We start from the raw sequence: 25,389 nt of genomic DNA, 5'->3' as shown, positions 1-25,389 counted from the left end.
TATCGGCAGTCTAGCCCTTTTCCTTAGAAAGCCGAGTGATGACGCCATGAAATTTCCTGATTTGATTGCAGGCGCTTTCTGTCGTGGAATGGATGGAGCTGCGATCTCGAAAGGACTGTTATGACCAGAGCCCTCTATTCCCGCTGCGGCGCCGACGAGCGGCGCTTCTTTTCACCGCATTGCTGGAAAGCGGTGATGGCGCTGGCGCATAAGGGGCTCGATTTCGAGGAGATTCCGACGACCTATGCCCGCATCCGCGCGATCGGCGGCGGTGTCTCGTCGATCGTGCCCGTTCTCGACGACAACGGCCGGCTGATCCCTGACAGTTTCGATATCGCCCTCTATCTGGAGGAAGCCTATCCCGAGCGACCGTCGCTGTTCAATGGCGAGGGCGGCAAGGCGCTGTCGCGAATGGTGGAAGGTTATTCGCAGATGATCATCCATCCGGCGATCATGCGCATCGCCCTTCTCGACATCCATGCGAACCTCGACGAGGCAGACAAGGCCTATTTCCGCGAAAGCCGGGAGGCTCGGCTCGGCAAGCCGTTGGAAGTGGTTGCCGCCGACAGCGAGGTGGAGAAGGCCGCCTTCGGCGCCAAGCTGGAGCCGCTCCGGCACATGCTGAAATTCCAACCCTTCATCGGCGGGCAGACACCGCTCTTTGCCGACTATATCGTCTTCGGCGCGCTGCAATGGCTGCGTGTCTCCGCCGGTCTGGCCATGCTGGCCGCCGATGATCCCGTCATGGCCTGGTTCGAACGCTGCCTCGATCTCCACCAAAGCCGCGGCAGGACTGTGACAGCGGCGTGAAATTGCCGCCTACCTCTTGTTTTCGGGCGTTGGGGCGGGTAAAGACCGCCCACTTTTCCCGAGAAAACAGAGGATTTGACTATGGCGATTGAACGCACCTTCTCGATGATCAAGCCGGACGCAACCAAGCGCAACCTGACGGGCGCCATCACCAAGATGCTCGAAGATGCCGGCCTGCGCGTCGTCGCTTCCAAGCGCGTCTGGATGAGCCGTCGCGAAGCCGAAGGCTTCTACGCCGTTCACAAGGATCGTCCCTTCTTCGGCGAACTGGTCGAAGGCATGACCTCCGGCCCGACCATCGTCCAGGTGTTGGAAGGCGAAGGCGCGATCCTCAAGAACCGCGAGATCATGGGCGCCACCAACCCGGCAAACGCTGACGAAGGCACGATCCGCAAGGTTCACGCTCTGTCGATCGGCGAAAATTCCGTTCACGGCTCGGATGCTCCTGAAACGGCTGCCCAGGAAATCAAGTACTGGTTTTCCGATACCGAAATCGTCGGCTGAGGCCACGCTTCGGCATTCGCCGGCAATACCTTGAATTGACTCTCGAAAGCCGGGGCCTCGCTCCGGCTTTTTCCATGCATTTCTCTATGCCGGGCATTTGTCGGTATTCGAGAAATCGACGCTGCCGTCAGGCTTGAAGACCTCCGGGTTCTTGTCATAAAGCGCGCCGACGACGAGCGGCTTGCTCGGCAGGACGGTCTGGTCGAGGTCGGATCGGAACTGCGTCTTCAATTCCTGGAGCACCTTGCCGTCCTTGTCGACCAGCCGGACACTCACGGAATAGGGACGGTCCTTGCGCACGCAGTGCAGGTTTTCGCTCTGCAGCGCGATCTTGTCGTCGATTGGATAGATCTTCTGGTTCAGCACCAGCGGATCACCGCCTTCAGGATTTTCGAATTCGGCGATGATGACAGAACCGTCGGGGATGGGCCCCGTCTTCTTCAGCGTCAGCAGATAGGTGGCGCTCGCCACCCGATAGTTGAAGACGAAGAGATGGCCGGTGACCTCGACCAGGTTTTCAGCCTGGCGCTGGCAGGCTGACAGCATCAGCCCGGCTGCCAGAGCAATTCCAGCAAAAGTGTGCAGCGGTTTTGCGTCCGGAATTGCGGAAAGACAAAAAGATAGAGCATTTCCGTGCCTCGCAGAGAAACGGAAATGCTCTAGCACCATCAGGATCCAATGCTTTCTCATGGCGTCTCCTCCTTCTTGCGGCGATAGTGACGGTTCGCCTTGGCGCGGTTGCCGCAGACCGCCATGTCGCACCAGGCCCGGCTTCTGTTCTTGCTGCGGTCGATGAACAGCCAGCCGCAATTGCCGCAGATCTTCATGCGCTCCGGATCGGGCATGGCGATCAGCCGCAGTGTCGAATGGGCGGTTGCCGCGGCCAGGCTGCCGAGGCTTGCGTCGCGCAACGCCTTCGCCAGCGCTTCCAGCAGCCTGGCCAGCAATTGGTCGTCGCCGCCATTCAGTATACGCTTGCGGAAATAGAGGTCGATCGCTTCCCGCAGCGCGATGAAATCCGCTTCGTTTTCCGCCGCCACCGGTGCGATGTCGCCGAAGAGGGCCCGCTCGGCGCAGAATTCGGCTGCGGCGCGCGGAAAGCTCCGCATCTGATCTCCAACGGCGAAGCGGTCGATCCGCCGCGTTGCATCGTGGCGCAGAACGACGCTGTTGACGACATCGAGCGCCAGTGCGCCGCCGGCAAAGCGGTGAGGGGTCCAGGAAAAACTCATGATGAAATTATAACTGGTGAAATAGCTTTTACCAGTTATAATTTTGATGACGCGGAGTGTTCGGAATGGCCTATCTTCTGCAGCAGCTGGCGAATGCGGTTCCGCTTGCCGCCCTCTATGCGGCGCTTGCCTTCGGTTATGCCGTCGCCTTCGGCGTGACGAAGCGGGCCGACATCACCTATGGGGCGATCTTTGCCTTCGCGGGCCAGATCCTGCTGCTCTTCACCGAACTCGCCTATGTCAGGTTTTGGCTGGTGCTGCCGGCCGCCCTTGCCGTCGGCGCCTGTGCTTCCATCGTCTATTCGCTAGCGGCGGGCCTATGGATCGGCCGCTCGATCATGCTGCCGCTGGTCAACAAATCGCCGAATACGGTCATCGTCGCTGCCCTCGGCATCATGATCGTACTGATGGAGACCGCCCGGCTTGCCGCCAATACCCGCTCTATCTGGCTGCCGCCGTTCCTGAACGACACAGTCGTCTTCTGGAGCGACGGGCTGTTCAAAGTGACGCTCACCCATATCCAGCTGATCAACACTGTACTGATGTCTGCCATTGTCGCTGTGGGCACGCTGATCCTCAGGCGCACGGCCTGGGGCCGCGTCTGGCGCGCCGTTACCGATGACCCGCTGGCAGCCGAACTCTGCGGCACGAGCGCCGACCGCGTCTTTCTCACCGCCTATGCGGCAGCCGCCCTCGTCGCCACGATCTGCGGCATCCTCGCCACCTTCTACTACGGCTCGATGGATTTCGGCGCCGGCCTGATGTTCGGACTGAAGGTACTGATGATCGCAGCCGTCGGCGGCTACTCCGATCCGCTGCGCTCGGCAGGCGGCGCTGCCGGGCTTGCCGTCGTCGAAACCATGTGGGGCGCCTATGGCCCCTTCGTCTGGCGGGATCTCGTCATCTTCTCGCTGCTCGTCCTGCTCCTGGTCATGAGCCGCAGGGAGCGTGTTGTTCTCTAACTTATTTCCACTTGTCGCGGGCTGCGTCGTCGGCGTCTTTCGCCGAGACCCAATCGCCGGTGGCGCCATCCCTGGCGTGCTCCTTCTTCCAGAAGGGGGCTGCCGTCTTCAGGAAATCCATGACGAAATTGGCGCCGTCGAACGCCGCCTGCCGGTGCGGCGCGGCTGCGACGACGAGCACGATATTCTCGCCAGCGGCGATCTTTCCGTAACGATGGATGGCGGTGAGGCCGAGAAGTCCGAAACGCCCGATGGCGAGATCGCCGATGCGCCGCATCTCCGCCTCCGCCATGCCGGGATAATGCTCGAGTTCGAGTGCCGCAAGCGTCCCGCCTTCATCGCGGCAGAGACCGGAAAAGGTGACGACGGCGCCGATGCCGGGTTTGCCCTTGGAGAGGCGATCGACCTCGGCCTGCAGGTCGAAGTCCTCATGCTGGACGCGGATGGTGGAAGTGATAGTCAAGACAAACGCCTCTGCTGCTGTGAGGCGCCTTCACATCCCCATCCTCCCTCATTCCTGTGCTTGTCACAGGAATCCAGTGCGCCCAAGTCCTTGGGCGCGGGAGGAGCAATTGCCAAAAAGAAAGAGTCATTCATCACGCGGACGCGCGATGGCTGGATTCCTGTGACAAGCACAGGAATGAGGGAGAGAAAAGAAGGCTCAGTCCTACCCATTGTAAGCTTCCAAAGCCCGGCCGAATGGTCGTAATCACCCACCCGTCATCGGCGGAAATATCCCGATCTCTTTCGCACCCGATATCGGCTCGTCATGCTCGACATGCTCCATGTCGAGCGCCACGCGGATCACGTCGGGATATTGAAGTGCGGTCTCATATTCTTCGCCCAGCGTCTTCAAATGATTCAGGAGATCGGCGACGGTGACGACGGAGGAGGGGAGGTCGATATCCTCCTCGCCCTTGCCGATGCGCTCGCGCACCCAGGCGAAATAGACAAGCCGCGTCATTCCTCGTCATCCACGATATGTTTCACCCCGGCGCGGAAATAGTCGTAGCCGGTATAGATCGTCAGCAGCGCGGCGATCCACAGCAACGCGATGCCGGTCTGCGTCGTATAGGGGAAAATCTCGTCGCCGGCCGGACCGGCGAGCAGGAAGGCGATGGCGACGAGCTGCAGCGTCGTCTTCCACTTGGCGATCCGCGTCACCGGTACGCTGACCTTCAGCGCTGCCAGATATTCGCGCAGTCCCGACACCAGGATCTCGCGGCAGAGAATGGTGATCGCCGCCCAGATCGACCAGCCGGCGATGGTCTGGTCAGCCGCGACCAGGAGAAGGATCGAGGCGACCAGCAGCTTGTCGGCGATCGGATCGAGCATGCGGCCGATATTCGACGTCTGGTTCCAGATGCGCGCGAGATAACCGTCGAGGAAATCGGTGAGCGAGGCAATGACGAAGATCCACAGCGCCACCCAACGCGCCGTGTTGCTGATCGACAGCCTGCCCTCGATGAAGAAGCAGAGAACGATCAGCGGTACGGCGAGGATACGGCCGTAGGTCAGGAGATTGGGAATGCTGTACGCACGCGATGCCATGGGATCGTTTCTCTGAATTGATGCGCCGCTACAGCGCCGCGCGTCTTTTCAGACGAGCCAAGGACACTGTAACACTTTAGAACCTCCGCATCATGCTCGGGCCGATGCGGTAGATGACGGCTTTGGCCTCGGACCGTCAACATTCTTTCTGTCTTTTCACCGCCTTTGCGTGGAATTTGCGACGTACGCCGGTTATTTCGCGGCGTCGTCATGGAAATGGTTATAGACCTGCCTGGCGACGGCTTCCGATATGCCTTCGACCGCCATCAGGTCGGACAGGGCGGCGCGCGAAACCGCCTTCGCCGTACCGAAATGCTGGAGCAGCGCGCGTTTGCGCGACGGGCCGATGCCGCCGATCTCGTCGAGCGGGTTCTTGATCATTTCCTTCTTGCGCCGCGCCCGGTGCGAGCCGATTGCGAAACGGTGCGCCTCGTCGCGCATGCGCTGGACGAAGTAGAGCACCGGATCGCGCGGCGGCAGCGTGAAGCTCTCGCGCCCCGGCGGGAAGAAGCGCTCGCGCCCGGCATCGCGGTCGACGCCCTTGGCGATGCCGATCGCCGTGACGCTGTCGGTGATGCCGAGTTCGGCAAGGATGGCGCGCACCGCCGTCATCTGCCCCTGGCCGCCGTCGATGAGGATCACATCGGGCCAGGTCGGGAAGGGCATGTCGGCTGCATCGGGCGTGGCCACCTGCGCCGTCCGATCAGGAATGCCTTCCTCCTTGATCAGCCGCGAGAACCGCCGCGTCATCACCTCCTTCATCATGCCGAAGTCGTCGCCGGGCGTGATGTCGGTCGATTTGATGTTGAACTTGCGGTACTGGTTTTTGACGAAACCTTCCGGCCCCGCGACCACCATGCCGCCGACGGCATTGGTGCCCATGATATGCGAGTTGTCGTAGATCTCGATGCGCTGCGGTGCATAGGCAAGCCCGAACGTTTCCTTGAAAGCTTCGAGCAGCCGCGACTGCGACGCCGTCTCGGCAAGCTTTCGCCCATGCGCCTCGCGTGCATTGCCGACGACATGGTCGACCAGATCCCGCTTCTCGCCGCGCTGCGGCACCAGGATGGAAACCTTGTGGCCGGCCTTTTCGCTGAGGGCTGCCGCGAGCAGCTCCAGCTCCTCCACCGTCTGCGACAGCATGATCTGCTTCGGCACGGGCTTGTCGTCGTAGAACTGCGCGAGGAAGGAATTCAGCACTTCGGCGCTGGAAAGTTGCGGATCGGCTTTCGGGAAATAGGCGCGGTTGCCCCAGTTCTGGCCGGTGCGGAAGAAGAACACCTGGATGCAGGAGATGCCACCCTCATGGTGGATGGCGAAAACGTCAGCCTCCTCGACGCCGGCCGGGTTGATGCCCTGGTGGCTCTGCACATGCGAAAGTGCTGCCAGGCGATCGCGATAGATCGCCGCCCGCTCGAAGTCGAGGTCCTCGGCCGCCTGGTTCATCGCCTCGGCCATATGCGACTTCACCTTCTGGCTCTTGCCGGACAGGAAGTCCTTCGCCTCCTGCACCAGTTCGCCGTACCCCCCATCGCTGACCTCGTGGGTGCACGGCCCGGAACAGCGCTTGATCTGGTAGAGCAGGCAGGGCCGCGTGCGCGTTTCGAAGACGCTGTCGGTGCAGGTGCGGATCAGGAAGGCGCGCTGCAGCGAGTTGATCGTCCGTCCGACCGCGCCGGCCGAAGCGAAGGGCCCGAAATAGTCGCCCTTTCGCGCTCTCGCACCGCGATGCTTGAAAATGGCCGGCGCCCGGTGGTCGCCGGTGATGAGGATATAGGGAAACGACTTGTCGTCGCGCAAAAGCACATTAAAGCGCGGCCGCAAGCGCTTGATCAGATTCGCTTCCAGCAGCAGCGCTTCGGTTTCCGTGCGCGTCGTCACGAATTCCATATTCGCCGTCTGGCGCACCATCTGGGCGATGCGGTTGGAATGGACGCGGCCGACGGCGTAGTTGTTGACGCGTTTCTTCAGGCTGCGCGCCTTGCCGACATAGAGCACGTCGCCCTCGGCATTGAACATGCGGTAGACGCCGGGGCTGTTCGGCAGCCGCTTGACGAATTCGCCGATCAGGTCCGCGCCGAGAAGCCCGGTCTCGTTGAGGCTGCCCGCATTCCAGTCGACCGCAGCCGCAAGCGGCACGGCGGCGGAAACGTCGCCTTCCACTTCGATATCGTCTTCGCTCTCATCCGTATCATCGTAGAGAACGCCGCCATCCGGCAGCTTTCGTCCGTTCATTCCGTAATCTCCGCCACATCGGGCGTCTGCCAGGCGAGGTGCTGGCCGCCGTCGAGGGCAATCATCTGGCCGGTGATCGAGGGCGTGTCGTAAAGGAAGCGAATCGTTTGTCCGAATTCCTCCAGCGCCGGCCCTCGCTGCAAGATAAGGGCTGAGACCTGCGCTTGGAAGTCCTCCATCGCCTGCCGCTCGCTCGGCATCGAGGGGCCGGGGCCGATTGCATTGACGCGGATGCGTGGCGCCAATGCCTGTGCAAGCGTCTGCGTTGCCGTCCACAGCGCCGATTTGGAGAGGGTATAGGAATAGAAGCTGGGCCTCAGCGCCCAAACCCGCTGGTCGATGATATTGACGATCAGCCCCGCTGCCTCAGCGGGCATCTGCTGCGCGAGGGCCGCCGCAAGAATAGAGGGCGCACGGACATGCAGGTCGAAGTGCAATGCCCAGGTGGCGGCATTGAAACTACGCGCTGAATCATGCTGGAAGACCGACGCATTATTGACGAGCAGATCGAGCGGCCCGAGCGCTTCCGACGCCCTTGTAATGAGCTCGCCCGTTTCGCCGATATCGGTGAGGTCGGCCTGCAGGGCGGTCGCCCGATATCCCTTTCGCCGCAATTCCGCCACCAGCTCTTCGGCCTCACCGATCGAGCCGTTCGCGTGGATCGCAACGGAAAAGCCATTTGCAGCAAGGTCTTCGGCGATTGCCCGGCCTATTCTCTTAGCAGCCCCTGTTATAAGGGCCGAGCGAAGTCTTTTGTGGTTCAAAATCTTGCCTTCTGATCCCGCGAGTCTGTCTGCAGACTATATAGGGGCCGACGGAGATTATATAAATAGGCCGTTGCGGTTGCGCCGGGGAGGAGGATATTCTATGTATTATTTAAGAATGCGATTTCTTAAAATAAGTATTTTCAGTTTAACACTTCAGTAGGGTTAATGAAGTGTATGTTGCGCCAAAGCAACATCGAATTTCAGCCATGCGGCGGCCACAATGATATCACAATTTGGCTCTTTCAAATCCGCATTTGAGTTCCAATTTCAGTCTCGATCCGGAAGGGACATCTGGCAATATCCCGCCAATGCTTCACTGATAGACAGATGACAAGCGGCGCGGGACTGAAAGGAGACTAAGTATGCGTGTACTCATTGCTGGCCTCATGGCCTCCGTTTTTGCAATTGCGGGCGTCTCGGCAGCTCAGGCGGCCGATGCCGTCGACCAGGTTCCGGAAGCACCGGTCGCCCAGGAAGCTCCAGTCAAGCCGGCAGGCAACTGGGAAGGCTTTTATCTCGGCGGCGCCGGCACCTACAACATGGGTGACTTCGGTTCCGACCGCCACACCTACGGTTTTGGCGGCCAGGTCTTCACCGGCTACAACTGGCAGCAGGGCCAGATCGTTTACGGCGTTGAATCCGATCTCGGCTACAGCGGCGACGACGTCTCCTCGGGCGGCGTCGAGAACAAGTATGGCTGGAACGGCTCCGTCCGTGGCCGCGTCGGCTACGACATGAACCCCTTCCTGCTCTACGGCACGGCCGGTCTTGCCATCGGCGACGTCAAGGTTTCCGACGACACTTCGGACGAAAGCAAGACGAACTTCGGCTATACGGTCGGCGCCGGCGTCGAAGCCTTCGTGACCAACAACATCACGACGCGCTTGGAATATCGCTACACCGACTACCAGAGCAAGGATTACGACCTCGACTCCGGCAGCTTCTCGCGCGGTTACGACGAGAACAGCGTCAAGCTCGGTATCGGCGTCAAGTTCTAAGCGGGTTGATTATCCGAACATGGAAAAGCCGGGCACCTCGCCCGGCTTTTTGCTGCCCGCTTTTTTGTTTCCCGTCGCTCAGCCCTCAGACTTGAGCTCGCTGTGGGCCGGGAATTTCTTGTCGAACTGCCGCTGCCAGTCGATCAGCGGCGCATGATCGGCTTCCCACTGGTCCTTGAAGCGCAGCTCGAGATAATCGAGCGTCGCCGCCAGTGCGAAATGTCCGCCATTGAGCTTCTTGCCTATTTTCGGCGGATTGGCGCTGAGATGAGCGAGCCCGCTCGTCGCCTTCTTCCACTGCCGGTCGATCCACGGCTGATGAATTTTTTCCTCGTCGCGGAAGCGCCGCTCATAGACGATCGCCAGCAGGCAGTCGCAGATGCCGTCGCAGAGCGCCTCGAGGATTTCCGCATCCGTGCGCTTGCCCTTCTTCGAAGGGTAGAGCCCGCCCTTGGTCAGCCGGTCGAAATAATGCATGATCGCCACGCTGTCATATATCGAGACCTCGTCATCGGTCAGAAGCGTCGGGATCTTGCCGAGCGGATTGTTGTCCACCAGGATCGCCGGTCCGGTATTGGTGTCGACCCGGATGGCGTTCAGCTTCAGCCCCAGAAAATGCGCGGCCATCCGCACCTTGTTGGAATAGGGCGAGGCGGGCGAACAAAGGAGCTTCATGGGACACCTGATGAGATTGTGGAGCTGCGGCGCGGACTATTCCCGAAGCGGGTTTCCCGGTCAATCGTCCTTGACCGCCTTGTTCTCGCCGCGCAGCCAGAAGGCGCGGTGCGAGGCGAAACGGTCTTGCGCCAGATGGTCCTTCAATGCGGGCAGCAACTGGTGCAGCTCGTCCTTCAGTGTGAAGGGCGGGTTGACGATGACGAGGCCTGAGCCCGTCAGTCCGGTAATGCCGCGGTCGCTGCGAACGGCAAGTTCGGCGCAGAGCATTTTCGGGATGTCGAGCGCCTGCAGCCTCTCATGGAATTCCTTGATCGGCGCGCCCTTCTTCAGCGGATACCATAGGCAATAGGTACCGCCGGGGAAGCGTCGATAGGCCTTTTCCAGCCCTTCGGCCAGCCGCTGATATTCGTCGTCCTCCTCGAAGGGCGGATCGACGAGCACGATGCCGCGTTTCTCCTTCGGTGGCAGATGCGCGCCGAGCGCCAGCCAGCCGTCGAGTTCGGTGATGCGGGCATGGTGATCGCCCTCGAACAGCCGGTGCAGCCTGACATAGTCCTCGGGATGCAGTTCCATCGCCGACAGCCGGTCCTGCGGCCGGAACAGCATGCGCGCAAGTTTCGGCGAGCCGGGATAGAAACGGATGCCGCCCTCAGGATTGAGTTCGCGGATCGCCGTGAGGTAAGGCTCCAGCAGTTCGGAAACCTGAGGGCCGAGGTCTGCCTCCATCAGCTTGCCGATGCCATCGAGCCATTCGCCGGTTTTCTGCGCCTCTTCCAAGGAGAGGTCGTAGAGCCCGATGCCGGCATGCGTGTCGAGCACGCGGAACCCGCCATCTTTTTTCTGCATGTAACGGATCAGCCGCGTCAGCACGACATGTTTCAGCACATCGGCAAAGTTGCCCGCGTGATAGATGTGGCGGTAGTTCATTTTCGCTGATGTCCGTATGAATTCGCGTCATGGGGAATTTTTGTGGCTTTTGGCCGTGCAAGCCTTGGAATATACAAATGCCATGAACATTGCGACCCCCATCCACGCCAAATCAGAAAAGCCGGACAACAGGGTGGGCCACACCGCCTGTCCGCATGACTGTCCCTCCACCTGCGCGCTGGAGGTCGAGATATCGGAGGATGGCCGCATCGGCCGTGTTCGCGGCGCCAATGACCATTCCTACACCTCGGGCGTCATCTGCGCCAAGGTCGCCCGTTACGCCGAGCGGCTCTACCATCCCGACCGCCTGATGCATCCTCTACGCCGCACCGGCGCCAAGGGGGCAGGGCAGTGGCAGCAGATTTCCTGGGACGATGCGCTGGATGAGATCGCCGAAGCCTTTGTGAAGGCCGAGGCAAGGGACGGCAGCGAGGCGATCTGGCCCTATTTCTACGCCGGTACCATGGGCTGGGTGCAACGCGATTCCATCGATCGCCTGCGTCATGCCAAGCGTTACTCCGGTTTCTTCTCCTCGATCTGCACCAACCCCGCCTGGACCGGCTTCACCATGGCGACCGGCACGCTGCGCGGCCCCGATCCGCGCGAGATGGGCCGCACCGATTGCGTCGTCATCTGGGGCACCAACGCGGTGTCGACCCAGGTCAACGTGATGACTCACGCCATCAGGTCACGCAAGGAGCGCGGCGCGAAGATCGTCGTCATCGACATTTACGACAATCCGACGATGAAGCAGGCCGACATGGCGCTGATCGTCAGGCCGGGCACCGACGCCGCACTCGCCTGCGCCGTCATGCACATCGCCTTCCGCGACGGTTACGCCGACCGCGAATACATGGCGAGATACGCCGATGATCCCGCCGGTCTCGAAGCGCATCTGAAAACCAAGACGCCGCAATGGGCTGCCGCTATCACCGGCCTTTCGGTCGAGGAAATCGAAGCCTTCGCCAGCCTCGTCGGCACGACGAAGAAGACCTTCTTCCGCCTGGGTTATGGCTTCACCCGCCAGCGCAACGGCGCGGTCGCCATGCATGCGGCCGCCTCGATCGCCACGGTTCTCGGCTCCTGGCAATATGAGGGCGGCGGCGCTTTCCATTCGAACAGCGATATCTTCCGCATGAACAGTGCCGAACTGACCGGCCGGTCGATGAAGGATGCCGATATCCGCATGCTCGATCAGTCGCAGATCGGCCGCGTGCTGACCGGCGATCCCGTGGCGCTGCGCCACCGCGGTCCGGTGACGTCAATGCTGATCCAGAACACCAATCCCGCAAACATCGCCCCCGAGCAGCGCCTCGTCAGACGCGGCTTTGCCCGCAACGACCTCTTCGTCGCCGTGCACGAGCAGTTCATGACGGAAACGGCCGAGATCGCCGATATCGTCATTCCCGCGACGATGTTCGTCGAGCACGACGACATCTACCGGGCCGGCGGCCAGAACCATATCCTGCTGGGACCGAAGTTGGTCGAGCCGCCGCCAACCGTGCGCACCAATCTCTTCGTCATCGAGGAACTGGCCAAACGCCTCGGCGTCGCCGATCGCCCCGGCTTCGGCTTCACCGCCCGCGAAATGGTCGACCGCATCCTCGAATCGAGCGGCCTGCCGGATTACGACCATTTCCTCGAACACAAATGGTTCGATCGCCAGCCTGCTTTCGAGGAAGCGCATTACCTGAACGGCTTTGCCCATCCGGATGGCAAGTTCCATTTCCGCCCGGACTGGATCAATCAGCCGGCGCCGAACAAGCCACCGGCGGCGATCGGCGCACTCGGGCCGCACGCAGCACTTCCGGCCTTCCCCGATCAGGTCGATGTCATCGAAGTCGCCGATATCGAGCATCCCTTCCGCCTCGCCACGTCGCCGGCCCGCAACTTCCTGAATTCGAGCTTCTCCGAGACCAAGACCTCCCGCCAGAAGGAAGGCCGCCCCGAGGTGATGATCAATCCGGCCGATGCCGAAGCCAACGGCATCGCCCATGGCGATCTCGTCCGCATCGGCAACAGCCGCGGCGATCTGCGCATCCACGCCCGCATCACTACCGAAGTGAAATCGGGCGTGCTGATTGCCGAGGGCCTCTGGCCGAACAAGGCGCATGTTGACGGCGAGGGCATCAACGTCTTGACCGGCGCCGACCCCGTCGCGCCCTATGGCGGGGCGGCCGTGCACGACAACAAGGTCTGGCTTCGCAGGGACGCAGCATGATGCAGCCGAAATCACGCGTGAAGATCGCCGTCGAGGAAACGCTGTCGAATGGGTGGACGCGGCTGAGCAGCTACCTGCTCGACTATATCGACCGCAAGGGCGCAACCCAGCGGCTGAAGCGGGAAGTTTATCACCGCACACCGGCCGCCTGCATCCTGCTTTATGATCCGAAGCGCGACCTCGTCGTTCTCGTCCGCCAATTCCGCCTCGCCGTTCATCTCAACGGCGATCCCGCCTGGATAATCGAGGTGCCGGCCGGCCTTCTCGACGATGACCATCCCGAAGCGGCGATCCGTCGCGAGGCGATGGAGGAGACCGGCTATCGCCTGCGCGATGCGCGCTTCCTGTTCAAATCCTACACCTCACCGGGTGCCGTCACCGAAGTGGTCCACTTCTTCGCAGCCCTCGTCGACATCGCTGACCGCGTGGCGGAAGGCGGTGGCCTGGACGAGGAACACGAGGATATCGAAGTTCTCGAGATCCCGCTCGACGAGGCGGCAGCGATGATCGAAACCGGCGAGATCTTCGACGTCAAGACGATCGTGCTTCTGCAATGGGCCTTGTTGAACAGGGCAAAGCTGACGGCGTGAATCTGCGAGGTGGGCGAATCGGATCATTTCCAAAGCGCAAGTTTCCGCTTTAAGATGATACGGCGCGAAATTTCATACGACTGTCACGAAGCGGTTCTATCCGCTGCGGTTTGTCAATCATCGGATGCGGTCAGGAGAAAGCCCATGTGGCTCAGCAATTTCACCCTCGTTCTCCCAAACGAGGTGGTGAGTGAAGGTTCCGCGCGTGTTGAGGATGGCGCCATCGCCGAGATCAGGCCGGAGCCGGTCGCCGGTGCTGCCATCGACGGCGGCGGACGGCTGCTGATGCCGGGCTTCGTCGATCTCCACGGCGATATGATCGAGCGCGAAATCGCCCCGCGGCCGAACGCGACGATGCCGATCGATTTCGGCATCCACGAACTCGACAAGAAGCTTGCCGCCGCCGGTGTCACGACGGCGTTTGCAGCCGTCTCCTTCGCGACCGAAAGCGTCTACGGCCACGTCCGTTCGCTGGAGACGACATCGGCGGTAATCGAGGGCATCAACCGCCTGCGCGACGACCTGCTGATCGACCACCGCGTCCACGCCCGCTACGAGATCACCAATGTCGGCGCAGCGCCCGCACTCGAACGCCTGCTGAATGCCGACCAGATCGACATGGTCTCGCTGACCGACCATACGCCGGGCCAGGGCCAGTACAACAATCTGCAGAGCTATATTCTCAGCATTTCCGAGCGCCGCGCCATCTCCGAGGAAATGGCGGCGGAGATCGTCGCCAAGCGCATCGCCATGCGCAGCAATCCTGACATCGAGGCCAAGCTGAAGGAGATTGTCGCGCTGTCGCTGAAGCACAACCTGTCGCTTGCCTCGCATGACGATGACAGCGTCGAAAAAGTCGCCGAAATGCACGATCTCGGCGTCACCATCAGCGAGTTTCCGGTCACCGCACCTGCGGCGGAGGAGGCGCGCCGTCGTGGCCTCTGGACGCTGATGGGCGCGCCGAACGCACTGCGCGGCCAGTCGATGTCGGGTAATCTCAGCGCGCTCGATGCTGCAAGGGCCGGCCTGCTGAGCATCATCGCCGCCGATTATCATCCGGCTGCCTTCGTGCCCGGCATCTTCAAGCTTGCCGACATGGTGGAAGGCGGCCTGCCGGCAGCCGTCGCCATGGCGACCGGCAATGCGGCCCGCTCGGCCGGCCTGTCGGATCGCGGCGAAATTGCCATCGGCCAGCGCGCCGATCTGGTCGTGGTCGAGCCGGGCGATATCAATCGCATCCGCGCCACCTTCCGCGCCGGCCGCTTCGTCTACAGCGACGGTACGTTGCATCCATTGCGGGCGCTGGCGGCTTGATGCATGTCGCCCAAGCTGCGGTTTTGGGACGACGACATGCATAAAACAATGAGAGATGGCTGCCCCTCACCCTAGCCCTCTCCCCGTAAACGGGGCGAGGGGACGTGCCATACGAGAGGTTGCGGGGAACGGAGAGGTTGCGGCATGGTCCCTTCGCCCCGTTTACGGGGAGAAGGTGGCGGCAGCCGGATGAGGGGCGGCCATTAGAACCAGGCGGCAAGCGGGCCGACTTTCTCACCAGTCTGAAGCGCGTCGCGTGGCGATGCGCTTAAGCGCGGTCGCCGATCAGCGAAATAAGCTGGGTCTTGGGTGCGGCGGTCGAAGCCTCCGCGCCGACGGCCCTGCCGGCTTCCATCGTCACCCGGCCTTCGGCAAAGAGCCGCAAGGCTTGCGGATAGATCTGGTGTTCGATGGTGAGCACACGCGCGGCAAGGCTTTCGGCCGTGTCACCGGAAAGAACCGGCACGGCCGCCTGGCCGATCACCGGCCCCTCATCCATGCCTTCGGTGACGAAATGCACGGTGCAGCCGGCGATCCGCATGCCGGCGTCGATTGCCCGCTGATGCGTATGCAGGCCGGGAAATAGCGGCAGCAGGGAAGGGTGGATGTTGAGCATCCGGCCTTCGTAGCGCTGGATGAAGGTCGCCGTCAGCAGCCGCATATAGCCTGCCAGGCAGAGAATGTCGGGTGAAAGCTCATCGAGCGCCGAAAAGATCGCCGCTTCATGCGCGCCCTTGCTGGCATAGTCCTTACGGGGAAAGGCGAAGGTGGCGATACCTTCGGCGGCGGCCTTGGCAAGCCCGCCGGCATCCGCCTTGTCGGAGATGACGCCGACAATCTCGGCCGGATAGTCGGCCGCCTTCGCCGCCGCAACCAGCGCCATCATGTTGGAGCCGCTGCCTGATATGAAGACGACGGCGCGTTTGCGCGGCGAGCTCATATGGCAAGCGTACCCTTGTAGACCGTGCCGGCAGCGCCTTCGTCGCGGGCGATCATGCGGCCGAGCGTGACAACGGTCTCGCCCTCGGCTTCGAGAGCCGCTGAAACCGTCGCGACATTCTCGCTGGCGACCACGGCGATCATGCCGACGCCGCAGTTGAAGGTGCGCAGCATTTCCTTGGATTCGACGCCGCCCGTCTTGGCGAGCCATGAAAACACCGGCGGCACCTTGACGGCGGCAAGATCGATCTCGGCCGCCAGATGCTTCGGCAGGACGCGCGGAATATTTTCCGGGAAGCCGCCGCCGGTGATGTGCGCCAGCGCCTTGATGGCACCGGTCTCGCGGATCGCCTTCAAAAGCGGCTTCACATAGATGCGCGTCGGCTCGAGCAGGGCTTCGCCAAGCTTCTTGTCTTCGGCAAACGGCGCCGGTGCATCCCAGTCGAGGCCGGACAATTCGACGATCTTGCGCACCAGCGAGAAGCCGTTGGAATGAACGCCGGAGGAGGCAAGGCCGAGGATTACGTCACCCTCGGCAATATCGCCTGATGGCAGGAGCTTGCCGCGTTCGGCAGCACCGACGGCAAAGCCCGCGAGGTCGTAGTCGCCGGAGGAATACATGCCGGGCATCTCGGCCGTCTCGCCGCCGATCAGCGCGCAGCCGGCCTCGCGGCAGCCGGCGGCAATGCCCCCGACGATGGTCGCGCCTTGGTCTGGGTCGAGCTTGCCGGTCGCGAAATAATCGAGGAAGAACAGCGGCTCGGCGCCCTGTACCACGAGATCGTTGACGCACATGGCGACGAGGTCGATGCCGACGGTGTCGTGATAATCGGCATCGATCGCGATCTTCAGCTTGGTGCCGACGCCGTCATTGGCAGCGACGAGAACCGGATCGGTAAAGCCTGCCGCCTTGAGGTCGAAAAGCCCGCCGAAGCCGCCGATCTCGCCGTCGGCGCCGGGACGGCGGGTCGAGCGCACCGCCGGCTTGATCTTCTCGACGAGGAGGTTGCCGGCATCGATGTCGACGCCCGCGTCGCTATATGTCAGGCCGTTTTTCCCAGACTGGCTCATGCTGGTCTCCGATGGCTATTTCAGGCGGCAAACGTGCCGCGTCATCTGCCGGTCGCAATTGCATGACAGGGGCTTTTATGCAAGCGCTGCATGGCAAAAGCCCCCAATTTCCCGCGTCTTCTCCGGCCTTTCCGGGATTTGGCGCGACAGGGTTGACCATCTTTGCGCCTGCATCCTATGTGCTGAATGGCCGCTTCGGATCGCATGCGGCGTTCGGCGGCGGCGAGCGATCAGCGGGGAAGGCAATGCCACAGCAAGTCAGTGGGAACATTCTCAAGCGTCAGATCTTCTTCTGGCTGGCGGCGCTCGTCTTCTTCATCGCCTTTCTCTATGTCTTCAGCTCGATCCTGCTGCCCTTCATCGCCGGCATGGCGATTGCCTATTTCCTCGATCCGGTGGCTGACCGGCTGGAACGCCTGGGTCTGAGCCGCATGATGGCGACCATCGGTATTCTCGTCGCCTTCGTCATCGTCTTCACGCTGGCGCTGATGATCCTCATTCCGGTGCTCATCAGCCAGTTCAACGATTTCGCTCAGCGTCTGCCGGGTTATATCAGCCAATTACAGCAGTTCATCACGCAGGCGCAGAATTCGCTGCTGCCGGACTGGGTCGAGAACCAGATGGGCACGATCAAGGACAATCTCTCTGGCATCCTGTCGGAGGGCATGGGCTTCCTCACTGGGCTCTTTGCGCAGATCTGGAATTCCGGAAAGGCGATCGTCGACGTCATATCGCTGCTCGTGGTCACCCCCGTCGTCGCCTTCTACATCCTGCTCGATTGGGACCGTATGATTGCCAAGGTCGACCAATGGATCCCGCGCGATTATGTCAGCGATGTTCGCCAGATCGCCAAAGAGATCGACCAGGCGATTGCCGGCTTCATCCGCGGCCAGGGCTCGCTCTGCCTCATCCTCGGCATCTATTACGCCGCCGGCCTCTCTCTCGTCGGGCTGAATTTCGGCCTGCTGATCGGCCTCTTCGCCGGCATGATCAGCTTCATTCCCTATGTCGGCTCGATGGTTGGCCTCGTGCTGGCGGTCGGCGTGGCGCTTGTGCAGTTCTGGCCCGATTATCCGTGGATCGGCCTGGTGCTCGTCGTCTTCTTCAGCGGTCAGTTCCTGGAAGGCAACATTCTGCAGCCGAAGCTCGTCGGCTCCAGCGTCGGCCTGCATCCGGTCTGGCTGATGTTTGCGCTCTTTGCCTTCGGCGCGCTCTTCGGTTTCGTCGGGCTTCTGGTTGCCGTGCCGGCGGCGGCGGCCGTCGGCGTCCTTGTCCGTTTCGCCCTTTCACGCTACCTTCAGAGCGATCTTTATTTTGGCGGGTCGCCCAGTGGCCACGCCCGGAAGACGAAATCAGTTCCCAATGAATGACGTGAAAAACGCTGATCCGAAGCGCAAGACCGGAGAGCAGCTGCCGCTGGTCTTTTCGCACGATGCCGCAAGCGGGCGCGACGACCTCCTGATCTCGGAGCGTCTTGCCGCCGCCGTTTCGATCGTCGATGCCTGGCCGGCATGGCCATCGCCGGTCGTCGTGCTCGCCGGCCCCGTCGGCTCGGGAAAATCGCATCTCGCCCGCATCTGGCGGGAATTGAGCGGCGCCGTCGACATCCACCCCGAGCTTGGCTCGGACGCCGCGGTTGCCGCCGCTGCCGGCCCGGTGCTGTTCGAGGACGCCGACCGCCTCGGATTCGACGACAATGCGCTCTTCCACGTCATCAACAGCGTCCGCGAAAACGGCACCAGCCTGTTGATCACCAGCCGTCTCTGGCCGATGTCGTGGCCGGTTTCGCTGCCCGATCTGCGCTCGCGCCTGAAAGCGGCGACCGTCGTCGAGATCGGCGAACCCGATGAGGCGCTGTTGTCGCAGGTGATCGTCAAGCTCTTCGCCGACCGGCAGCTTTATATAGATGACAAACTCGTGCTTTATATCGTGAACCGGATGGAGCGGTCGCTGAACGCGGCCCAGACAATCGTCGAAAGGCTTGACCGGCTGGCGCTGTCGCGGGGCACGAAAATCACCCGGTCTCTTGCTGCCGAAGTATTGAATGAATTGGGAAATTCGGAACCGGCCGATTGACTGTCACAGTTCCGTCGTCAAACTGATATAATTGCCTTTGGCGATTGAAAACGGGGTAAGCGGACCATGGATAGCGCAGTCGCAGAACATCAGGAACTCACTCCGGAAATCAACGACAACACTCCCCCGCTGGAAGAGCTGCTCAAGAGCCCCGAGCGCTTCATCAATAGAGAATTCTCCTGGCTGCAGTTCAACCGCCGTGTCCTGGAAGAAACTCTGAATACCGAGCATCCGCTGCTCGAGCGTGTCCGCTTCCTGTCGATCTCGGCCGCCAACCTCGATGAATTCTTCATGGTGCGTGTCGCCGGCCTCGAGGGCCAGGTACGCCAGAACATCGCCATCCGCAGCCCAGACGGCAAGACGCCGGCCGAGCAGCTCGACTCGATCCTGCAGGAGATCGACCATCTGCAGATGGAGCAGCAGGCGTCGCTCGCGGTGCTGCAACAATATCTCGCCAAGGAAGACATCCTGATCGTGCGCCCCGGCGCCCTGAGCGATGGCGACCGCCAGTGGCTGGCCGCCGAATTCGAGCAGGCGATCTTCCCGGTGCTGACGCCGCTGTCGATCGATCCCGCCCATCCGTTCCCCTTCATTCCGAATCTCGGCTTCTCCATCGGTCTGCAGCTCGTCAGCAAGAACGGCCGCGAGCCGATGACGGCGCTGCTGCGCCTGCCGGTGGCGCTCGACCGCTTCGTCCGCCTGCCGGATGAGGGAAACACAATCCGCTACATCACGCTGGAAGATGTCGCCAACATCTTCATCCATCGGCTCTACCCGGGTTACGAGGTGCAGGGTTCCGGTACGTTCCGCGTCATCCGCGACAGCGATATCGAAGTCGAGGAAGAGGCCGAGGATCTCGTCCGCTTCTTCGAAACGGCGCTGAAACGCCGCCGCCGCGGCAAGGTCATCCGCATCGAGACCGATTCGGAAATGCCGGCGTCGCTGCGCCAGTTCGTCGTCCAGGCGCTGAGCATCCCCGACAATCGCGTCGCGGTTCTGCCGGGTCTTCTGGCACTGAACACGCTGTCGGAGATCACCAAGGCGCCGCGCGACGATCTGCGCTTTGCCCCCTACAATGCGCGATTTCCCGAGCGCGTCCGCGAGCACGCCGGCGACTGCTTCGCCGCCATCCGCGAAAAGGACATGGTCGTCCATCACCCCTACGAATCCTTCGACGTGGTGGTCCAGTTTCTTCTCCAGGCTGCGCGCGATCCTGACGTCCTGGCGATAAAGCAGACGCTTTACCGCACCTCCAACGACAGTCCGATCGTTCGCGCGCTGATCGATGCCGCCGAAGCCGGCAAGTCGGTGACGGCGCTGGTCGAACTCAAGGCCCGCTTCGACGAAGAGGCGAACATCCGCTGGGCGCGCGACCTCGAACGTGCGGGCGTCCAGGTCGTCTTCGGCTTCATCGAGCTCAAGACCCACGCTAAGATGTCGCTGGTCGTCCGTCGTGAGGATGGCAAACTGCGCACCTATTGCCATCTCGGCACCGGCAACTATCACCCGATCACAGCGAAGATCTATACCGATCTTTCTTACTTCACCTGCAATCCCGTCATCGCCCATGACATGGCGAACATCTTCAACTTCATCACCGGCTACGGCGAGCCGGAACAGGGCATGCAGCTCGCCATCTCGCCCTATACGATGCGCTCGCGCATCCTGCGTCACATCGAGGAAGAGGTCCAGCATGCCAGAAACGGCGCGCCGGCGGCGATCTGGATGAAGATGAATTCGCTTGTCGATCCCGACATCATCGACGCGCTCTATCGCGCCAGCCATGCCGGCGTCGAGATTGATCTCGTCGTGCGTGGCATCTGCTGCCTGCGCCCGCAGGTGCCCGGCCTCTCGGAAAGGATCCGCGTCAAGTCGATCGTCGGCCGCTTCCTCGAACACAGCCGCATCTTCTGCTTCGGCAACGGCCACGGCCTGCCGTCCGACAAGGCGCTGGTTTACATCGGCTCGGCCGACATGATGCCGAGAAACCTCGATCGCCGTGTCGAAACCATGGTTCCGCTGACGAATCCGACCGTTCACGAGCAGGTCTTGTCACAGATTATGCTCGGCAACGTGATTGACAATCAACAAAGCTACGAGATATTGCCCGACGGTACGTCGCGACGCATGGAAGTGCGCAGGGGCGAAGAACCGTTCAATGCGCAGCAGTATTTCATGACCAATCCGAGCCTATCGGGCCGTGGTGAAGCTCTGAAGTCCAGTGCGCCGAAGCTGATCGCCGGCCTGCTCGAAGGCCGCAACAACAAGTAAAACTGGACCTAAATGGTTGAATCTGAAGCCCAGGGGCGCCTTCCGGGGATCGCCCCGGTCTCCGTCGTCGATATTGGATCGAATTCGATTCGTCTTGTCGTCTACGAAGGCATGTCCCGTTCGCCGACCGTCCTCTTCAACGAAAAGGTCCTCTGCGGCCTCGGCAAGGGCGTCGCCCTTACCGGCAAGATGGATGAAGACAGCGTGGCGCGGGCTTTGGCGGCGCTGCACCGTTTCAAGGCTCTGTCAGACCAGGCGCGCGCTGCCACCATGTATGTGCTGGCGACGGCAGCCGCGCGCGAGGCGAGCAACGGTCCTGATTTCATCCATCAGGCCGAAACCATCCTTAACCGCAAGGTCCGCGTGCTCTCCGGTGAGGAGGAGGCGAAATTCGCCTCGCTCGGCATCATCAGCGGTTTCTACAATCCTGACGGCATTGCCGGCGATCTCGGCGGCGGCTCGCTAGAGCTGATCGATATCAAAGGCAAGGAAGTCGGCAAGGGCATCACGCTGCCGCTCGGCGGCCTGCGCCTGTCGGAATATGCCGGCGGCTCGCTTTCCAAGGCCCAGACCTTTGCCCGCAAGCAGTTGAAGACGGCAAAGCTGCTTTCGAAAGGCGAGGGGCGCACCTTCTACGCCGTCGGCGGCACCTGGCGAAACATTGCCAAGCTGCACATGGAAATCACCCATTATCCGCTGCATATGATGCAGGGCTATGAGGTGTCGCTCGAAGCGATGATGCTGTTCCTTGAACAGTTGGTGACCGCGCGCGATTCCAGGGAGCCGGCGCTGCAGGCCGTTTCCAAGCACCGCCGTTCGCTGCTGCCCTTCGGCGCTATCGCCATGAAGGAAGTGCTGAGCGCGATGAAGCCGTCGGTGATTTCCTTCTCGGCGCAGGGTGTGCGCGAGGGATATCTTTATTCGCTGCTGTCGGAGCCAGAGCGTCGCCTGGATCCGCTGCTTGCAGCCGCCGGCGAACTGGCAATCCTGCGTGCCCGTTCGCCGGAGCATGCCCGCGAGCTGGCGGAATGGACCGGCCGCATGATGCCCCTCTTCGGCATCCAGGAAACCCAAGAGGAAAGCCGCTACCGTCAGGCCGCCTGCCTGCTGGCCGATATCAGCTGGCGTGCCCATCCTGACTATCGCGGCCTGCAGGCGCTGAACGTCATCGCCCACTCTTCCTTCGTCGGCATCAGTCATCCCGGCCGCGCCTTCATCGCGCTTTCCAACTATTACCGTTTCGAAGGCCTGCATGACGACGGCGCCACCGGCCCGCTGGCGCAGATCGCCACGCCGCAGCTCATCGAGCGCGCCAAGCTGCTCGGCGGCATGCTGCGCGTCGTCTACCTCTTCTCGGCCTCGATGCCCGGCATCGTCAAGAACCTGACCTTCCGCAAATCCTCGAGCCCGGACCTAGACCTCGAATTCGTCGTGCCTCCGGAGTATCGCGACTTCGCCGGCGAACGCCTGGACGGCCGCCTGCAGCAGTTGTCGAAGCTGACGAACAAGCGGTTGGCGTTTCGGTTCGAATAGGTCTGATTTGCGGCCGTTTTGCCGTAGCCGCCAAAAACAAAAAAGGGCGCCGCCTTCGCGCCGCCCTCTGCATTTCAACACGAGAATTCCGAATTACTTCGCGTTCAGGAACTCGCCGACTTCAAGCAGACTGAACTCGTTATTGTCGGCCTTGTCGACGGCGCGGCCGGCCGAGAAGGGCAGGTTGTTGTCGTTGCCGATGATGATGTGCGTGGCGTCGACGCGGTCGACGTTTTCGATCGTCACGAATGGCATGTCGTAGACGCCGTCCTTGCTGCCGGCCTTCTTCTTGTTGTCGGGGTCCTGGATGTTCAGGAGATCGATATAACCGATCTTGCGGACGGCCTTGCCGACATTGGCGTCGTTGAACTCGATCTTGTAGACGCGCTTCAGCACGGCCGGAGCTTCGAAGCAATCCGGCTTCGGCTGCTTCGGATCGGCGCAGGCCTTGTCCGCCGTGCCGGCGCCGTTATCACGCTCGATGACGAGAGCGGTCGTGTCGTCGAGCATGTTGAAGTCGCCGATCGACACACCCTTGTCTTCGAACGGATAGAGCCAGCTGCGGCCGGTCCACTTCTTCGAAGCGACATCGAATTCGATAACGCGGATGGCGGTGTGGCCGTCGATGGTTTCCACCGTGCCGTCATCCTTGTAGATGGCGCCTTCGAGCAGGCCGTAGAGCTTGGCACCGTCCTTCGACATGGCGAGGCCTTCGAAGCCGCCGGAGCGCTTCAGATTGAAGACCGGCATCTTCGCAGCCGGGTTGGCCGGAACCGAGAGAAGCGGATTGTCGGGCGAAAGCACCGGCTTGCCGTCGAGCGTCGTCGCAATGACGTCGGTGAGGCGGCCTGATGTGTCGAACTTCAGGATGTAGGGACCGAATTCGTCGCCGAGCCAGAAGCCGTCGGCAACCGGCTGGATCGATTCGATGTCGAAGTCGGCGCCGGTGAGATAACGCGTGTCGCTGCCTTCGAGAACGATCGGGAACGGAGCGATCTTGTTCGGATCTGAAAGGAAGAGGTTCTTGACGACTTCGGCCTTGTTGCCGGCCCAGTCGAACTTCATCTGGTGCAGGAAGAGCATGGAGTCCGACGAGTTGGACTTCGAGCCGAAGCCGTTGTCGGAGAGCGTCCAGAAGGTGCCGTCGGCCATCGCCTTGACCCCCGAGAAACCCTGGATCGGCTGGCCGTCGAAGGGAAGCTTCAGATCGGTGACGCGGGCGCCGTCCTTGCCGGGAACAGTGCCGAGCGCTTCGGTGCGCTTGCGGTCCGGTGTCGTAAACTTGCCGGAATGCTTGAGGAATTCGGGGGCATCGGCCGGTGCCGGAACCATGGTGTTGGCAGGCAGGATCGCCTGGCCGGCAAGCTTGGCCGGGAACTGCTGCTGGTCGGCCGAAGCGGAGCCCGCGACCAGGATGAAAAGCGATACGGAAGCAAAAAGGACGTTCTTCATAATATCCCCGTGGAACGGATTGCAAAGGCCTTCCGCTTAGCAGGGCTTCCGTGTCAGCGAATTGACGGTTGGGTGAAGCTTTGGTGACGTGAGGTCAGACCTTTGCTCAGCCGTGCAGAATGACCGCCGGCGTGTTCAGCACGGTGACCGCGCGCGAGGAAAGCGCCATGACGCCGAGCGCCTGGCCGCGTCCCTTCACGGCATGGGTGCCGAGATCCTCGCAGGATATGTCGTCGGGAAATTTCATGCGCCGGGCAAGCTCGCTGGAGATCAGAATCGATCGGTTCAGACTGCGGCAGAGCGTCTCCAGCCGGGCGGTGGTGTTCACCGTATCGCCGAAATAGCTGATCTTATGATGATCGACACCGATTTCGGCGGTGATGATCTCGCCGCCGTGAAGGGCGACACGGAGCTTCGGCACCTGCCCGTAATTTTTCCGCCAGCCGGCGGCATTGGCTTCGATATCGGCAAGGATATCGAAGATGCAGCGCACGCACCGCGCGTTCTTGACGCCGCGGGCAAGCGGCCAGGTGATGATCGCCGCGTCGCCGACATAGTCGTTGATCATGCCCTTGTGGCGCCTGACCGGCTCGGCAAAGGTCGCAAACAGCGAGCTCAGCAGCTGTTGCGCCCTGAGGTCGCCGTGCTTTTCGGCAAAAGCCGTCGAATCGACGAGGTCGATGAACAGGAAAACGCGCTCTTCCTTGACCGGATTGCGGTAGCGGCTGATGAGCATGCTGAGGAAAACTTCACGACCAAGCAGTTCTCGCACACGCAAGACGAAGATCAGCATCGTGCAGACCGCCAGCGCATAGACGAAGACTTCGAACGGCATGATGACGAGGTCGAGGAGCGACACCGGCTTCACCATGCCCAGCGACCAGAGCAGCAGGCCGGCGCAGGCAAAGCCGATGCTCATCAGGATTTCGTAGATCAGCAGCTCGGTGAGGATGAAGGCGAAGGTCGGCAGCTTCTGGATGCGCCTGTAAAGTGCTCGAAACAGCACCTTGCGCTCGAAGGCGAGGATCGGCATGCCGATGAAGAGCGCGAAGATCGCCCCGATGATCGGCGTCTGATTGGAGTAGAACATCAGATCATAGACGACGCCGCTGGCCGCAAGGACGATCGTGATCAGGATCCAATTCTGTGTCGGAGATATTTCCCGCATGCCGCCTCTGCGCCGTGATGTTTCTTCTGCCATTGTTTCAGGCGGGAAAAAACCGTCAAGCGAATTCGAATCTACAGCGCCGCGCGTCTT

The 25,389-nt window shown here is 61.6% G+C and carries 24 protein-coding genes; 11 read left to right on the top strand and 13 right to left on the bottom strand.

The features are described 5' to 3' along the window. Nucleotides 1–120 precede the first annotated feature (120 nt). Together OLZ32_RS36780 and ndk are read left to right on the top strand one after the other, a co-directional pair. Nucleotides 121–810, top strand: a complete 690-nt coding sequence (locus tag OLZ32_RS36780; protein WP_264425278.1) for a glutathione S-transferase family protein — start codon at nucleotides 121–123, stop codon at nucleotides 808–810. An 81-nt stretch (nucleotides 811–891) separates the two neighbouring features. Further along, nucleotides 892–1,314, top strand: a complete 423-nt coding sequence (gene ndk, locus OLZ32_RS36775) for a nucleoside-diphosphate kinase (protein ID WP_003547097.1) — start codon at nucleotides 892–894, stop codon at nucleotides 1,312–1,314. Nucleotides 1,315–1,398: 84 nt separating this feature from the next. On the opposite strand, the gene OLZ32_RS36770 is transcribed toward ndk, so the two are convergent. Further along, complete coding sequence (locus tag OLZ32_RS36770; RefSeq protein ID WP_052635696.1) at nucleotides 1,399–1,860, bottom strand: hypothetical protein; 462 nt, start codon at nucleotides 1,858–1,860, stop codon at nucleotides 1,399–1,401. A gap of 140 nt (nucleotides 1,861–2,000) precedes the next feature. Then, a complete protein-coding gene (locus OLZ32_RS36765) occupies nucleotides 2,001–2,546 on the bottom strand; it encodes a CGNR zinc finger domain-containing protein (protein WP_264425276.1) in 546 nt (181 codons plus the stop codon). Nucleotides 2,547–2,611: 65 nt separating this feature from the next. On the opposite strand from OLZ32_RS36765, the gene OLZ32_RS36760 reads away from it, so the two are divergent. Beyond that, a complete protein-coding gene (locus tag OLZ32_RS36760) occupies nucleotides 2,612–3,508 on the top strand; it encodes a branched-chain amino acid ABC transporter permease (protein ID WP_003547100.1) in 897 nt (298 codons plus the stop codon). A gap of 1 nt (nucleotide 3,509) precedes the next feature. Here OLZ32_RS36760 and OLZ32_RS36755 read toward each other — a convergent pair whose 3' ends face one another. The 5 genes from OLZ32_RS36755 to OLZ32_RS36730 form a co-directional block, all read right to left on the bottom strand. After that, nucleotides 3,510–3,971, bottom strand: coding sequence for a molybdenum cofactor biosynthesis protein MoaE (locus OLZ32_RS36755; RefSeq protein WP_003547101.1), 462 nt, complete (start codon nucleotides 3,969–3,971; stop codon nucleotides 3,510–3,512). A 246-nt stretch (nucleotides 3,972–4,217) separates the two neighbouring features. Next, complete coding sequence (gene moaD / locus OLZ32_RS36745; RefSeq protein WP_003547102.1) at nucleotides 4,218–4,472, bottom strand: molybdopterin converting factor subunit 1; 255 nt, start codon at nucleotides 4,470–4,472, stop codon at nucleotides 4,218–4,220. Then, on the bottom strand, nucleotides 4,469–5,059 hold the full coding sequence (gene pgsA / locus OLZ32_RS36740; RefSeq protein WP_003547103.1) for a CDP-diacylglycerol--glycerol-3-phosphate 3-phosphatidyltransferase: 591 nt from the start codon (nucleotides 5,057–5,059) through the stop codon (nucleotides 4,469–4,471). The genes moaD and pgsA overlap by 4 nt, the downstream gene beginning before the upstream one ends. 192 nt (nucleotides 5,060–5,251) lie before the next feature. Further along, nucleotides 5,252–7,294 (bottom strand): excinuclease ABC subunit UvrC, encoded by a 2,043-nt coding sequence (uvrC, locus tag OLZ32_RS36735; RefSeq protein ID WP_264399871.1) that lies wholly within the window; start codon nucleotides 7,292–7,294, stop codon nucleotides 5,252–5,254. Continuing rightward, nucleotides 7,291–8,058, bottom strand: coding sequence for an SDR family oxidoreductase (locus tag OLZ32_RS36730; protein WP_264399870.1), 768 nt, complete (start codon nucleotides 8,056–8,058; stop codon nucleotides 7,291–7,293). The genes uvrC and OLZ32_RS36730 overlap by 4 nt, the downstream gene beginning before the upstream one ends. Before the next feature lie 365 nt (nucleotides 8,059–8,423). On the opposite strand from OLZ32_RS36730, the gene OLZ32_RS36725 reads away from it, so the two are divergent. Next, nucleotides 8,424–9,059 (top strand): outer membrane protein, encoded by a 636-nt coding sequence (locus tag OLZ32_RS36725; RefSeq protein ID WP_003547106.1) that lies wholly within the window; start codon nucleotides 8,424–8,426, stop codon nucleotides 9,057–9,059. A gap of 78 nt (nucleotides 9,060–9,137) precedes the next feature. On the opposite strand, the gene OLZ32_RS36720 is transcribed toward OLZ32_RS36725, so the two are convergent. Beyond that, entirely contained in the window at nucleotides 9,138–9,734 is a 597-nt protein-coding gene (locus OLZ32_RS36720; protein ID WP_017990946.1) for a glutathione S-transferase family protein, read from the bottom strand. Nucleotides 9,735–9,794: 60 nt separating this feature from the next. Continuing rightward, nucleotides 9,795–10,664, bottom strand: coding sequence for a 23S rRNA (adenine(2030)-N(6))-methyltransferase RlmJ (locus tag OLZ32_RS36715; protein WP_264399869.1), 870 nt, complete (start codon nucleotides 10,662–10,664; stop codon nucleotides 9,795–9,797). A 16-nt stretch (nucleotides 10,665–10,680) separates the two neighbouring features. Here OLZ32_RS36715 and OLZ32_RS36710 point away from each other — a divergent pair, with 16 nt between their 5' ends. From OLZ32_RS36710 to OLZ32_RS36700, 3 genes are all read left to right on the top strand, one after another. Next, the gene (locus tag OLZ32_RS36710) at nucleotides 10,681–12,885 is read left to right on the top strand and encodes a molybdopterin oxidoreductase family protein (protein WP_264425272.1); all 2,205 of its coding nucleotides are present in this window, start codon (nucleotides 10,681–10,683) and stop codon (nucleotides 12,883–12,885) included. Then, nucleotides 12,882–13,475, top strand: coding sequence for an NUDIX domain-containing protein (locus tag OLZ32_RS36705; protein ID WP_264425270.1), 594 nt, complete (start codon nucleotides 12,882–12,884; stop codon nucleotides 13,473–13,475). Before OLZ32_RS36710 ends, OLZ32_RS36705 begins: the two co-directional genes overlap by 4 nt. A 144-nt stretch (nucleotides 13,476–13,619) precedes the next feature. Beyond that, nucleotides 13,620–14,789, top strand: coding sequence for an alpha-D-ribose 1-methylphosphonate 5-triphosphate diphosphatase (locus tag OLZ32_RS36700; RefSeq protein WP_264425268.1), 1,170 nt, complete (start codon nucleotides 13,620–13,622; stop codon nucleotides 14,787–14,789). A 268-nt stretch (nucleotides 14,790–15,057) separates the two neighbouring features. Here OLZ32_RS36700 and purN read toward each other — a convergent pair whose 3' ends face one another. Continuing rightward, a complete protein-coding gene (gene purN / locus OLZ32_RS36695; RefSeq protein ID WP_264399866.1) occupies nucleotides 15,058–15,729 on the bottom strand; it encodes a phosphoribosylglycinamide formyltransferase in 672 nt (223 codons plus the stop codon). Continuing rightward, a complete protein-coding gene (gene purM, locus OLZ32_RS36690) occupies nucleotides 15,726–16,799 on the bottom strand; it encodes a phosphoribosylformylglycinamidine cyclo-ligase (RefSeq protein WP_264425266.1) in 1,074 nt (357 codons plus the stop codon). The genes purN and purM overlap by 4 nt, the downstream gene beginning before the upstream one ends. A gap of 245 nt (nucleotides 16,800–17,044) precedes the next feature. Here purM and OLZ32_RS36685 point away from each other — a divergent pair, with 245 nt between their 5' ends. From OLZ32_RS36685 to ppx, 4 genes are all read left to right on the top strand, one after another. Next, nucleotides 17,045–18,169, top strand: coding sequence for an AI-2E family transporter (locus OLZ32_RS36685; protein ID WP_011651279.1), 1,125 nt, complete (start codon nucleotides 17,045–17,047; stop codon nucleotides 18,167–18,169). After that, nucleotides 18,162–18,875 carry a DnaA regulatory inactivator HdaA gene (hdaA, locus tag OLZ32_RS36680; protein ID WP_017990951.1) on the top strand — a complete coding sequence of 238 codons (714 nt, stop codon included), beginning with the start codon at nucleotides 18,162–18,164 and terminating at the stop codon, nucleotides 18,873–18,875. The genes OLZ32_RS36685 and hdaA overlap by 8 nt, the downstream gene beginning before the upstream one ends. A gap of 66 nt (nucleotides 18,876–18,941) precedes the next feature. Beyond that, a complete protein-coding gene (locus OLZ32_RS36675) occupies nucleotides 18,942–21,146 on the top strand; it encodes an RNA degradosome polyphosphate kinase (RefSeq protein ID WP_264399865.1) in 2,205 nt (734 codons plus the stop codon). Nucleotides 21,147–21,158: 12 nt separating this feature from the next. Beyond that, nucleotides 21,159–22,679, top strand: a complete 1,521-nt coding sequence (gene ppx, locus OLZ32_RS36670) for an exopolyphosphatase (RefSeq protein ID WP_264399864.1) — start codon at nucleotides 21,159–21,161, stop codon at nucleotides 22,677–22,679. Between the two features lie 93 nt (nucleotides 22,680–22,772). On the opposite strand, the gene OLZ32_RS36665 is transcribed toward ppx, so the two are convergent. Then, entirely contained in the window at nucleotides 22,773–24,131 is a 1,359-nt protein-coding gene (locus tag OLZ32_RS36665) for an esterase-like activity of phytase family protein (RefSeq protein ID WP_264399863.1), read from the bottom strand. A gap of 106 nt (nucleotides 24,132–24,237) precedes the next feature. Continuing rightward, nucleotides 24,238–25,299, bottom strand: coding sequence for an adenylate/guanylate cyclase domain-containing protein (locus tag OLZ32_RS36660; RefSeq protein WP_003547126.1), 1,062 nt, complete (start codon nucleotides 25,297–25,299; stop codon nucleotides 24,238–24,240). Nucleotides 25,300–25,389: the final 90 nt, after the last annotated feature.

It is taken from the genome of Rhizobium acaciae, from assembly GCF_025941625.1.
GTDB lineage: Bacteria > Pseudomonadota > Alphaproteobacteria > Rhizobiales > Rhizobiaceae > Rhizobium > Rhizobium acaciae.
Note: the sequence above shows the minus strand (reverse complement) of the source record. Positions and strands in the feature narration are given on the sequence as shown.